Source organism: Lentzea sp. NPDC036955, from assembly GCF_055608005.1.
This window is the reverse complement of sequence record NZ_JBVJRC010000003.1, coordinates 424,475-436,827: the sequence shown is the minus strand read 5'-3', so window position 1 is coordinate 436,827 and position 12,353 is coordinate 424,475. Positions and strand designations below refer to the sequence as shown.

Sequence of the window (12,353 nt, the reverse complement as noted above, 5' to 3'; positions counted from 1 at the left end):
CTCGCCCGAAGGGGCGAACGCCGCCGTGCGTCGGGACGATGTGGTTTGCTGGCGGTAGGCTTCCGCACCGTTGCTCGTCGAGCAGGTCAGGTGGAACGATTTTGCCGAGCCAGGACGACGCGAGATCGTCACGCCCGCCGGGACGTGACGAGGTGGCGCGCGACTGGGCCCGCGAGGTCAGCCGGACCTCCTACATCCCCCTGTCCTCCGCGAAGCTGGCGGAGGAGCTGCGCGAGCTGGTGAACCTGATCGCCGAAGCGCTCGCCGGGGACGCGAAGACCGCCGCGCGGGTCGGCACGCGGCTGGTGGAGATGCACTGCGTCGGCGCGGACAGCCTGCGCAGGTCCGTCGAGGTGCTGGCCGGGTTCGTGGCGCACGAGACGGAGGACGCGCACAAGAGCGCGTTGGTCATCGGGGAGATGTCCGCCGGGTACACCGATGCGATGCAGGCGTTCGTGCTGGAGCAGCAGGAAAGCGTCAGCCAGGCGATGTTGCGCGCGACCCGGGCCGCGCAGCTCGACCTGCGGGCGAGCGAGGAGCGGTTCGAGGACATCTTCGCGCACTCGTCGACGGGGATCGCGATCGTCGGCCTCGACGGGCGGCTGGAGCGGGCCAACGAGGCGCTGTGCACGATCCTGCGGCGCGAGGAGGTCGGCGGGATGACGCTCGGCGACCTCATCGCGCCGCCCGACCTGCCGTTGGTCGAGAACGCGCTGGCCGGCCTGCGGTACGGGCGGATGCGGCGGGTCCAGGAACGGCCGCGGCTCATCGACCGCGACGGCGAGCACTTCCGGGTGCTGCTCGCGGCGACCGTGCAGAAGGACGCGGAGGACACCCCGAGGCACTACGTCGTGATGATCGACGACGACAGCCAGCTCACGTTGCTCGGCGGGCGGTTGCAGTACCAGTCGCTGCACGACGCGCTGACCGGGCTGCCGAACCGGCAGTACCTCACGACGCGGCTGGAGTCGTTGCTGCACAGCGACATGGAGCACGGCGTCACGCTCTACCACCTCGACCTCGACGCGTTCGCCGTGATCACCGACGGGCTCGGGCGCGAGATCGGCGACCGGGTGCTCAAGCTCGTCGCGGAACGGCTGAGCGCCGTCTTCGCCGGCGAGAAGGCCATGGTGGCGCGGCTGGAGGGCGACGAGTTCGCCGTGCTCGTCGAGAACGGGCCGGACACGCCGGACGTCGACAGCACCATCCGCACGATCGAGCACGAGCTGGCCGAACCCGTCTACTTCGCCGGGCACGGCGTCGCGGTGTCGGCGTCGATCGGCGTGCTGCCGCGGCTGCACCCCGGCGGCCACCCGGCCGAGGTGCTGCGGGCGTCGGACATGACGCTCAGGAGGGCCAAGCGCAGCGGACGCCGGCAGTGGGGGCTGCACGACGCGACGCTCGACAAGCGGGAGCAGGAGGAGTTCGCGCTCGCCGCCGTCATGCCCGGCGCGTGGGAGAGCGGCGAGATCGACGTCGTGTTCACCCCGGTCATGCGGCTCGACGGCGCGGCACGGGTGTGCGTCGAGGCCGAGCTGCACTGGCGGCACCGCGACGCCGGGCTGATCCCGCACGAGAAGTGCGTGTCGATGGCCGAGCACACCGGGTTGATGCTGCCGCTGGGCGAGTGGATGTTGCGCAGGGCGGCGGAAGCGGCGTGCGGGCACGACGAGGTGCTCGCCGTGTGCCTGACCGAGGGCCTCGCGAACAGCCCGGACCTCGTGCGCGACGTGCGGCGGGTGCTCGCGGACACCGGGCTGCCCGCCGGCCGGTTGCTCCTCGGCTTCCCGGTGCGCGTGCTGGCCGCGCAGGACAGCGAGGCCGCCGACAACCTGGAACTGTTGTCGGACATGGGAATCCACATCGGCGCCCGTGACTTCGGGGGGTCGACCGCGGAGATCGAGCTCGTCCGCTCGCTCGGCGTGATGGCGGTGCGGATGACCGGCCGCAGCCGCACATCGGACGAGCTGGTGTCGCGCGTGCTCAGCGACGTCATCGGGTTCGTGCACGAGGCCGGTGGGCTGGTCGTGGTCGACCCGGTCGAGGACGCCGAGCAGCGCGACTGGTGGAGTGGTCTGGGAGCCGACGCGGGGGTCGGCCCGGTGTTCTGCCGGGAACCGGTTACGAGCTGGCCCGCCGCGGGCTGAGGTGCACGAGGACCAGCGCGAAGCCCGCGACGGTCACCATGCGCAGCGCGGCGCCGATGCCGTTCCAGTCCTTCGACTGCCACATCGCGAACCACTCGCCGCCGACCGTGATGAACCCGCCCAGGAACAGCGCCACGACCATCAGCAGGCCCGCCGACGCGAAGCTGCGCGCGCTGTCGTCGCGGTTGCGGGCGTACGCGACGGTGCCCGCGGTCAGCAGGAGCGCGGAGACCGCCTCCCACGCGATGATCGCGACGTAGACCAGCGTCACGACGGCGGAACTGGTGATGGCCCGCCACTTCAGCCCCTCGCCGAACGTGGTGTCCATCGCGAGCACGTGCTGCACGAACGCCTCGTTCGTGCCGTAGTCCGTGACGTTGCCGATCACGACGAGGACCATGTTCAACGCGATGAACCCGACGGTCACCGCGACGACCGCGCGCAAGCTGCCGACCCGAGCAAGTAAACGCATGGCGCGGACAGTAACCGATAGGGTGCGGGCGGTGAGCCGTGTTTGTGTCGTCTCCCACCGGCTGGGCGGGTTCGACGGCGTCAGCGTCGAAGCCGCGAAGTGGGCGCACGCCTTCGCGGTGCTCGGCTGGGACGTCACGCTCGCCGCCGGTCACTTCGCCTCGGGTTCCGGGGTCGTCGTCCGCGGCCTGTGGGCCGACCGGCCCGGCGGTGACCCGCCACCCGTCGACCACGCCCTGATCCGTGAGCTCTGCGCGACGCACGACCTGGTGGTGCTCGACAACGCCGGATCGCTGTGGAGCGCACCGGAAGCCTCGGTGGCGTGGGAAGAGCACGCTCTCGCGGCCCGCGTTCCGGTGGTCCTGCGCCACCACGACCCGGCGTGGCAGCGCGTCCAGCTGCGGCCGGTCGACGGTGACGTCGTGCCGCTGCACCACCCCGCGCACCTGCACGTGCTGATCAACTCGTTGACAGAGCGGGAGTTCCGCGCGCGCTGGCCCTCGGTGCACACCAGGGTGGTGCACAACAGGGTCGACGTCGCCGGCCTCGCGCACGGCGACCGCGACGGCACCCGCGCCGCCCTCGGTGCCGCACCCGGCGACTACCTCGTGGTGCACCCGGCCCGCGTCGAGGGCACGTCCAAGAACATCCCCGGTGCCGTCGACTTCGTCCGGCGCCTGTCCGCGCGCCGCCCGGACGTCCGCTACTGGCTCACCGACGACGCTCCCTGCCCTGCTGCGGACCGGCTCCCGGGTGTGCTGCGCGGGCGCGTCGCGAACCAGGCCGACCTCTACGCTGCCGCCGACCTCGTGCTGCTGCCGTCCACCTGGGAGGGGTGGGGGCTGCCCGTCTGCGAGGCCGCGGCGGCGCGGAAACCCGTTGTGGCAGGGCCCTATCCGGTGCTGGACGAGATCCGCGCGCTCGGCCTCACCGTGTTCGACCCCTCCGACCTCGACGGTCTGCTCGCCGCCACCGACGCCGTGCTCGACGCCAACCTCGCCGCAGTGCAACGACATCTGGACCTGCGCGAGCTGCCGCGCGTGCTGGCGGGGCTGGTGGAGGACGCCGTCCGGCTCAGCACGGGTCCCTGAAGTCCATCTGCGGCAGCTTCTCCTGCCACACCGCGGGGGTGAGCGCGCCGCGCGTGGCCGTGCAGATCCGGTCGACCTGGTGCGGCACGTCGAGGTCCCACAGCCGCACCACGCCGTCGGCGTTGCCGGTGGCCAGCAACCGGCCCTGCGTCGAGAACCGCACGTACGGCTCGGACGTCCAGTCGCCGGTGATCTGCTGACCGGTGAAGAACGGCTTGGCCGGGTCGCTGATGTCCCACAGCCGGAACGACTTGTCCGCACTGCTGCTCGCGAGCAGCCGGCCGTCCGCGCTGACCGAGATCGTGGTGATCACGCCCGTGTGCCCCCGCAGCTCGCTCACCAGCCGCGGGTGCTCGCGGTCGCGCACGTCGTAGAACCGGATCACCCGGTCCTGCCCCGCGGTGATCAGCGTGTCCCCGTCCGCGGTGAAGACCGCCTTGTGCACGATCTGCGGGTCCTGGATCGGCGTGCCGATCAGCCGCGCCCGCGTCGGGTCGCTCACGTCCCACAGCCGCACCGTCCGGTCGCTGCTCGCCGTGGCGACCGTGCGGCCGTCGGGGCTGAAGTCCATGCCGTTGACGTACGCGTCGTGCCCGGTCAGCGGTTCGCCCAGCGGCACGGGGTGCGCCGGGTCCGCGGCGTCCCACAGCCGCACCGAGTTGTCGTCCTGGCTGGTCAGCAGCACCGTCCCGGCCGGGTCGAACCGCGCGGCCGTGGCGAAGCGGGTCGGCAGCAGGACCGGTTCGCCCAACGGCCGCGGGCGGCTCGGGTCGGCCACGTCCCACCGGCGCACGGTCTGGTCGCCCGCCGCGGACACGAGCACCTTCCCGTCCGGCCGGAACGCCGGAGGGCCGACCGAGCGCTCGTGGCCCAGCAGCGGTGGTCCCGCCGGTTTCGGGTGGTGCTGGTCGGACAGGTCCCACAGCCGCACCGTCTTGTCCGCGGACCCGGTCGCCAGGAGCCGGCCGTCCGGGCGGAACGACGGCTCGCCCACCCGCGCGGTGTGGCCGAGCAACCACTCGCGCGGCAACGACCACAGGTTCGCGCCGCTCTCCTGCGACCCCGTGGCGAGCGTGGCGCCGTCCCCGCTGAACCCGACGGCGAACAGGGACCCGCCGCGCCCGGTGAGCGGGCGCCCGAGCGGGTTCGGCACCGCGGGGTCGCTGATGTTCCACAGGCGCGCGGTCGCGTCGGCGCCCGCGGAGGCGAGCACGGGCTCGGCGGGGCTGAACTTCACCGACCACACGGCCTCGGTGTGCCCGGCGAGCGGCAGGCCGACCGGTTCCTGCGTGGCCGGGTCCCACAGCCGCACCGTCTTGTCCTCGGAGCCGCTCGCGAGGAGCTTCCCGTCGCCGCTGAACGCCACCGAGTGGATGCCGTCGCGGTGGCCGGTCAGCGGCTTGCCGGTCCTGGTCCCGGTGGCCACGTCCCACAGCCGGATCGTGGAGTCGTCGCCGGCGGTGGCCAGCGTCCTGCCGTCCGGGCTGAACGCGAGCGAGCGCACCGCGGCGCTGTGGTCGCGCAGCGGTTCCCCGACGGGTTTGGCGTTCACGGGACTGCTCACGTCCCACAGCCGCGCCGACCGGTCTTCGTTCGCCGCCGCGAGCAGCCTGCCGTCGGGGCTGAACTCCAGCAGGTAGGTGGGGCCGTTGCCGGTCTCGATCGTCTTGAGCGCCCGGGGCGAGCCGGGGTCCGCCACGTCCCAGAGCCGGATCGTCGCGTCCTGGCCGGTCGTCGCGAGCACCTTGCCGTCGGGGGAGAAGACCGCGGAGCTCAGCCAGTCCTCGTGCCCGCTGATGACCGCGACCTGCCGTGGGCGGCTGCGGTCCCGGACGTCCCACAGCCGCGCGGTGCGGTCGTAGCTCGCGGTCGCGAGGAGCGTGCCGTCCGGGCTGAACGTCGTCAGGTAGACCGCGCCGGTGTGCCCGAGCACCGGCACCGCGAGCGGCACCTGCTGGGTGGCGAGCACCTTCGCGGCCACCGCCTGGTCGTCCGGGCGCATCCGGTGCGCCACGAGCAGCAGCTGCGCCGACAACGACACGTCCGTCGTCGCCAGCCGGTCCGCCTCCGCCACGACCTGGCGGTACTGGGCGTCGTTGCGCTGCTGCACGCTGATCACCGCCGCACCCGCCGCGATCAGCGCGAACACCGCCACCAGCGCGACGGCGCTGCGGCGCAGCCAGGTGCTCTTGCGGTGCTGGCGCTCCGACGTGCGCACGAACTCCCTGGCGAGCACGGTGACGTTCCGCTGCTGCCGCACGCCCTCCAGCCTGGCCCCGCGGTAGAGCATCGACGAGTCGCGGTCGTGCGCGGACCAGGTGGCCGCGTCCTCCTCCAGCCGCTGCCGGGTCAGGTTGCCCGCGCGGTCCTCGTCGATCCAGCCGCGCAGCCGCGGCCACGCGTGCAGCAGCGCCTCGTGCGTGATCTCCACGCTGCCGGCGTCGAGCGTGATCAGCCGGGCCCTGGCCAGCACCTCCAGCGCGCGTTCGGTCGCCGGCAGGTTCGTGCTCGCCTCCAGCAGGCCGTGGCGGCTGGAGCGGCGCCGGGTGTCCTGGGTGTCGTCGCCGACCCTGACCAGGCGCAGGAGCAGCTGCTTCGCTGCCTGCTGGCCGGGGTCGTCGAGGTCGGCCCAGGCCCGTTCGGCCGTCGTGGCGACGGCACCCTGGATGCCGCCGGCCGCCCGGTAGCCCGCGATCGTGAGCCGGCCTGCCTGCCTGCGCTGCCAGGTGACCAGCAGGGCGTGGCTGAGCAGCGGCAACGCCCCCGCGTCGTAGGCGTCCTTGCCGCGCCGGTTCTGGGCGCCCAGGTCGCGCAGCATGAGGTCGACCAGGCCCGCTTCGAGCTGCAACCCCGCGGCCTTCGCCGGGTTCGTGACCGCGTCGCGCACCTCGGCCGCCGACATCGCGCCGAGCACCATCTGGTTGCTCTGCAGCGCCTCGGCGAGCTCGGGGAAGTCGAGGCAGCGGGCGTAGAAGTCGGCCCGCACGCCCAGCACGACCGCCGTCTTCTGCGCGGCCGCGTGCAGGGCCTGCACGAACACCCGCAGCCGGTTCGCGTCGCCGCCGAGCGTGAACGCCTCCTCGAACTGGTCGACGACCACCACCCGCTCGCCGACCGCGATCTGCACCTCCTGCGCGAACTCGACCAGCGCGTCCGAGTCGGCGGCGGCTTCGAGCACCGCTATCAGTTCCGGCAGCTGGAGCGCGAGCTCCTTCAACGGATCGGTGCCGGGGGAAATCACCACCGCCTCTTTGCGTAGGCGGGGCAGCACGCCCGCTTTGATCAGGCTCGACTTACCGGCACCCGACGCGCCGACGAGCATTGTCAGACCGTTGTCGTTCATCCGGGCGAGAAGTGCGTTCGTCGCTCTTTCCCGTCCGAAGAACCAATTCGTGTCCTGCGGTCCGAATGCGCTGAGACCCATGTAAGGGCACACCGCGTTTTCGTCCTGAGGGGGTGTGTCCGCGTCACCCACCGGGCTGGCGAGCGCCTCCTCCCAGAGCGTGCGCCAGACCTCGACGTCGTAGAGCCCGTCGACCGCGGGCTGCGGCCGGCGCTTGCGCGCCTCGCCGGTGAGGACCTCCAGCACGGCGCTCAACCCGCTGAACCTCGCCGGCACGTTCCGCCCGCGCCGCCAGTCGCTGACCCGCTGCGCCGGCACGCGGACCGGTCTGCCCTGTTCGTCCGTCCGGCGGGCACGGGTCACCGACTCCGTGACCCGCTTCAGCGGCGGGTCACCTGCCTCCGCGTACAGCAGCGCGAAGCGCTCCGCGAAGACGCCACGGGGTCCCAATCGCCCTCCACCTCGTCCGGACCGGAAAACGCACACCACCCGCCTGAGCTGCGGCGCACGCGCCGGACGGGCCCTTCCGAACCCACCCTAACGAGATGGTCTGACAACCTCGACCGCACGTCCTTTCACGAGACCGGGAGACCGTCACAGTGGTAGCGGCTAGCTGGGGAAGATCTTCCACGGCTGAGGAGCGCTGGGGGTCTCCTCAGCCGTGGCCTCGACCGAGTGAGTGGCAGGGTGCTGCCTGCTAGTCAGGCGGCCGTCCAGAGCGCGTCGGCCTCCGGCTGCTTCGGCTGGACCCGGTTGGGGTCGGGCAGGTACTGCTCGACCGGCAGCGTCACGTAGCCGATGCTCCCCGGTCGCAACGCCGTGAGCTTGCCGGCGAGGCCCGCCAGCGCGCTGATCGATCCGAGCTCCGCGTCCGTCACGATCGACCTCGTCATGACGTCGGCGAGCTCGAACGTCCGCTGCGGGCTGCCGAGCCAGTTCTCAGCCGCGAGTTTCTGACTGAGTGCGGTCAGGAAAAGCTGCTGGTTCTTTATCCGGTTCAGGTCGCTTCCGTCCCCGATGCTGTACCGGGTCCGCACGAATGCGAGTGCTTGGGTTCCGCTCAACCTGTTCGGCCCGGCCGGAACGCGCAGTCCGCTCTTGTCGTCGTCGATCGCCTCGGGCAACGTGATGTCGACTCCGCCAAGGCGGTCTATGACGTCGCGGAAACCGTTGAAGTCGATCTGCACGAAATGGTCCATCCGCAGATTGCTCATCTGCTCGACCGTCGCCACCGTGCACGCCGCCCCACCCGTGGAGAAGGCGCTGTTGAACATGGCGATGCGCGCCGGCGGGTGGTCACCGCACCGCGGCCGCGGCACCATCGTGTCGCGCGGGATGCTGATCACCCTGGCCGCGTCGCCCCTGGCGTTCAGCCGCACGACCATGGCGGTGTCGGACCGCCCGTCGTCCCTGCCGATGAGAAGGATGTTGAGCGGCCTGCCCGGCGTCGACGGCGTCTGCGTGGGCCGCGGCGGCCGGACGTTGCCGTTGAGCTCCTCGGCGAGGTCGACGGTCTGGAGGTTGCCCTCAAGCCGTGCGTAGGACCCCCAGACGACGACGCCCGCCGCGATGACCGCAGCGGCTCCCGAGACCACCAGCCATCGTTTCCAGTGGACGTTCACATCCCCAACGGTCCCGGCACTTTGTCCGGACCCGGTAGGGGATTTGTCAGGGTTGTGTCACAGCCTCGCGGAGCCCGTCCGTGCCGATGGCGACCACCTCGCCTTCAGGTAGTACAAAGCGAGGGCATCGTCAATGCCGCGACCCGCGCCGACGACGATCCGATCACGCCACTGGGGGCACCGATGACAATCCGCAAAGCCGTGGTCTCCGACGCACCCGCCGTCGCCGCCGTCCACGTCGACTCGTGGCGGACCACCTACCGCGGCCACATGCCCGACGACGTCCTCGACGCCCTGTCCGTGGAGTCGCGCACCTCCATGTGGGAACGCCTGATCCCCTCCGGCACCGTCTGGGTCGCCTTGGCCGACGACGAGGTGGTGGGCTTCGCGAGCGTCGGCCCGTCCCGCGAACCGGACGCCACCCACGAGCTGTACGCGATCTACTTCCTGGAGTCCGCCCAGGGCACCGGCCTCGCCCACCCCTTGGCCGCCGCAGCACTGGAAGGCCTCCCGGACACCATCGTCTGGGTCCTCGCCGGCAACCAGCGCGCCCGCCGCTTCTACGAACGCCTCGGCTTCACCCCCGACGGCACCACCCGCCGCGAAACCCTCGGCGACGCCGTGCTCGACGAGGTCCGCTACCACCGCGCATGACCACGATCTTCCATCCGCCCAGCAGGGAGCCGCCGTGGTGTTCCGCCCTGTGTTCCGCCGCGCCCTTGAGTCCCGCGAAGCCGACATCGCGCGCAAGGTCTTCGGCGACGCCCTCGACATCAGCGCCCTCACCCTCGCCGAAGGCGGCCTCCTCGGCGCCTTCGGTGTCGCCCGCACCCTGCCCCGCCTCGTGACGTTCCCCAGGGGAATCCTCACGTCGCCGCAGAACCAGGCCCGTTACGAACGTTGGCTGGTCCACGAACTGACCCACGCCTACCAGTACCAGCACGGCCGCAGCGTCCTCAGCCTGCTGCCGACGGCGTTCGCCGGGTTCTTCGTGAAGGGGCTCTACGACTACGGCGGGGTCGAGGGGCTGCGGGGGAAGACGTTCGAGGAGTTCAACTCGGAGCAGCAGGCCAACATCATGGCCGACTACTACTACCTCAGCACTTATGAGCCTGGGCGGGATGTTTCGGCCTATGAGCCGTACGTCGAATTCGTGCGGTCGCAGGTGAGGTGATCAGTCTTCGGTGGGAAAAGATCAAGCTCCGACCGCGTTGCCGCTGGTCAGAGCTTGATTTCACCCGGCGAAAGGTGGTGCCCCAGGCAGGATTCGAACCTGCGACACACGGTTTAGGAATGTGCCGATCGAGCCTGGTCTATGCCTCTACCTGCAACAATGCTGGCGAAAGTCTTCGCACCATGCCCTATGTGGTCTCGATCTAGCCACAGTTCGCACCACGACCCGCACCACGCGCATGTGACACATCTGTGAGCCTAACTCTAGGAGGCGGAAGCCCAGTCGCACGACACAAGGCCGACCTGTCGGTTACTGATCAGGTGAGCTTGTAGATTGACCGCTCGTCGGGGTCAAATGAGTGTCGGCGACTAGGAGGGTCAATGATGGCCGAAAAATACTTCACCGATGATCCAATCGAAAGCGCGGATCAAGATCAGCTTGGCCGCGTTTCTTTTTCGGGTCAGGTCGTCAAGGTTTGCAACCAGGTTGCTGGTCAAAGTAGGACGACTGTCATGGCTCTCATCGGCCCCTGGGGGAGCGGTAAGTCGTCGGTACTTGAGCTCGTCACAGGTGAGATAGCTAAGGAAAGCGAAAATTGGAAAGTTGTCAAGTTCAACCCGTGGCTGTTCTCGGATATTGAATCCCTGTTGACGAATTTTTTTGGCGAGCTTGGGGCTGCCCTGCCGAAGGATGGACCCGGCAAAGCCGCTCGCAAAGCAATCGGTGAGTACGTCGAAAAGATTTCTCCGCTCGGCAAAATAGGATCGCTAGTTGGTGTCGACCTGAGCACGATTGCGCAGCGTGGCGGCGAATTGCTTAAAGGTGATACTTCAACAGAGGCGCGGCGAGCTGCAACGGAAAAGATCTTGGCTGACTTGCCTTATAAGATTCTTGTTGTTATAGACGATTTGGACAGGCTCCAGCCTGCCGAGCTGCTTCAAATATTCAAGCTAATCCGTCTTGTGGGAAGATTTCCGAATGTTCATTACCTCCTCGCTTACGATGAACGCACTATCCTGGACCTATTGGGAAGATCGGATCTGGCTTATGCTAGCCCGCAGCGAGCCCAGGACTATATCCAGAAAATTGTGCAAATTCGACTGGATCTCCCTCCGATGCACGAGGATCAGCAATCTGATCTGGTCGAGTCGGGGCTAAACTCTTTTTTTAATCAGAATCAAGTAGCCTTGGGTGACGCGGAGTTGCGTCGACTAGGTTGGATGTACCAAAATTCCATTAAAGTCTATTTGTCTGAGCCTCGCGCTATCAATCGTTTCATGGCGCAATTGCATGCTCTATATCCATTGATTCACGGTGAGATCAATGTAGTGGACTTCCTTGCGCTTACCTTCTTGCGCACTTTTGAGCCGACGTTGTACAAGTTGCTCCCCCGTCATAAGGAAGTGCTGACTGGGGTTTCATCGCGCGCGCTGTTTTCCTCTAGGGCCTCTTCTAGCGAAAAGGAAGCCACCTGGCGGAAGATCATTGAAAGCTCTGGTGTTGCTGAGTCGAATGCCGATCAAGTATTCGAGCTGCTAAGTGGCTTGTTTCCTCGTGCGCTTTCGGAATATGGTTCGGAGTTTGATGCGCGTCAGCGGGCAGTCAGCTCCGCGGACTACTTCGATCGTTACTTTCAGTTCGGCGTTCCGTCGTCGGATCTATCGGATGCCGTGGTGTCGAAGGCGCTTTCGCTTCTGCCTGATCTGAAGGCTCCTGAAGTCGTTTCTATGGTAGTCCAGTTTCGAGAGAACCCATCGCGTCTGCTTCGTAAAATCCAAAGCTTCCATGAGGAAGGATTGATTGAGAATCGCGAGAGAGTTCTTTCTCTTCTTTCGGTCACATACGAACTTTTGCCGCCGCGGTCTGGTTTTACTGACGCGCCAGATCTGATTCTTTTGCGGCTGGCGGGTGAACTACTTACAGCTCTCGATGAAAAAGTAGCTGCGGAAATTGTGGCAGAAAGTGCAATCTCGGTTAATACTGCGCTCTTTGCTGCTGATTTGACACGTAAGTTTACCAAAGACGGGGAAGAGTCTAAGGACTGGAGGCGATGGGCCGGGGCTGCACGGGGTCGTGTGATCGCGGCAATTACCGACCACATTAGTTCTTTTGGCGCGACGGAAGTCGGCGATCTTGGCAGGAAGTTCGGGCTTGTCTATCGACTTTATTGGATGACCAACGATGATACTCAAATCCGCAATCTTGTTCGCAAGAACATAGACGAGGGAAAGTGGACGGTTCTGGATATCTTGGTAAAGTTGGTCGGGGAGGGCGTTTCCTTAGGGAAGAAAACATTGTTCGGGCTGGACCCGTCGATGATTGATGTACTTCTCGGTATCGATCATGTAATTGCGGAACTTGGTGATCTTCTTGATGGGGAGATTAATAGCGATGACTTGAGTGAAGAAGTTGAGGCAACAAGGGAGAATAAAGAGAAGTATGTGTTGGCTATGATGAAGGTTCAGAAGCGAAATCGGTTGACGGCCGAATCCTAGATTCGGTCTG

Annotated in this window: 8 protein-coding genes; 5 read left to right on the top strand and 3 right to left on the bottom strand. The window is 67.5% G+C overall.

The features are described from left to right. The first annotated feature begins 152 nt into the window (after positions 1-152). Positions 153-2,147, top strand: a complete 1,995-nt coding sequence (locus ACZ7CF_RS11280; RefSeq protein WP_470369510.1) for a diguanylate cyclase domain-containing protein — start codon at positions 153-155, stop codon at positions 2,145-2,147. On the opposite strand, the gene ACZ7CF_RS11275 is transcribed toward ACZ7CF_RS11280, so the two are convergent. Continuing rightward, on the bottom strand, positions 2,122-2,619 hold the full coding sequence (locus tag ACZ7CF_RS11275) for a DUF2165 domain-containing protein (protein WP_360385713.1): 498 nt from the start codon (positions 2,617-2,619) through the stop codon (positions 2,122-2,124). The genes ACZ7CF_RS11280 and ACZ7CF_RS11275 overlap by 26 nt on opposite strands. A gap of 31 nt (positions 2,620-2,650) precedes the next feature. On the opposite strand from ACZ7CF_RS11275, the gene ACZ7CF_RS11270 reads away from it, so the two are divergent. After that, a complete protein-coding gene (locus ACZ7CF_RS11270; protein ID WP_470369509.1) occupies positions 2,651-3,709 on the top strand; it encodes a glycosyltransferase family 4 protein in 1,059 nt (352 codons plus the stop codon). Here ACZ7CF_RS11270 and ACZ7CF_RS11265 read toward each other — a convergent pair. Continuing rightward, positions 3,693-7,502 (bottom strand): WD40 repeat domain-containing protein, encoded by a 3,810-nt coding sequence (locus tag ACZ7CF_RS11265; protein ID WP_470369508.1) that lies wholly within the window; start codon positions 7,500-7,502, stop codon positions 3,693-3,695. The genes ACZ7CF_RS11270 and ACZ7CF_RS11265 overlap by 17 nt on opposite strands. A 251-nt stretch (positions 7,503-7,753) precedes the next feature. Continuing rightward, on the bottom strand, positions 7,754-8,674 hold the full coding sequence (locus tag ACZ7CF_RS11260; RefSeq protein ID WP_470369507.1) for an LCP family protein: 921 nt from the start codon (positions 8,672-8,674) through the stop codon (positions 7,754-7,756). A 183-nt stretch (positions 8,675-8,857) separates the two neighbouring features. Here ACZ7CF_RS11260 and ACZ7CF_RS11255 point away from each other — a divergent pair, with 183 nt between their 5' ends. The 3 genes from ACZ7CF_RS11255 (at position 8,858) to ACZ7CF_RS11245 (ending at position 12,343) form a co-directional block, all read left to right on the top strand. Then, positions 8,858-9,328, top strand: coding sequence for a GNAT family N-acetyltransferase (locus ACZ7CF_RS11255; protein WP_458429496.1), 471 nt, complete (start codon positions 8,858-8,860; stop codon positions 9,326-9,328). Between the two features lie 34 nt (positions 9,329-9,362). Continuing rightward, on the top strand, positions 9,363-9,848 hold the full coding sequence (locus ACZ7CF_RS11250; RefSeq protein WP_470369506.1) for a hypothetical protein: 486 nt from the start codon (positions 9,363-9,365) through the stop codon (positions 9,846-9,848). Positions 9,849-10,228: 380 nt separating this feature from the next. Then, the gene (locus ACZ7CF_RS11245; RefSeq protein WP_470369505.1) at positions 10,229-12,343 is read left to right on the top strand and encodes a KAP family P-loop NTPase fold protein; all 2,115 of its coding nucleotides are present in this window, start codon (positions 10,229-10,231) and stop codon (positions 12,341-12,343) included. Positions 12,344-12,353: the final 10 nt, after the last annotated feature.

Coding starts and splice junctions, on each gene's coding strand:
- ACZ7CF_RS11275 (WP_360385713.1), bottom strand. CDS start 2,619: ATGCGTTTACTTGCTCGGGTCGGCAGCTTGCGCGCGGTCGTCGCGGTG.
- ACZ7CF_RS11255 (WP_458429496.1), top strand. CDS start 8,858: ATGACAATCCGCAAAGCCGTGGTCTCCGACGCACCCGCCGTCGCCGCC.
- ACZ7CF_RS11245 (WP_470369505.1), top strand. CDS start 10,229: ATGATGGCCGAAAAATACTTCACCGATGATCCAATCGAAAGCGCGGAT.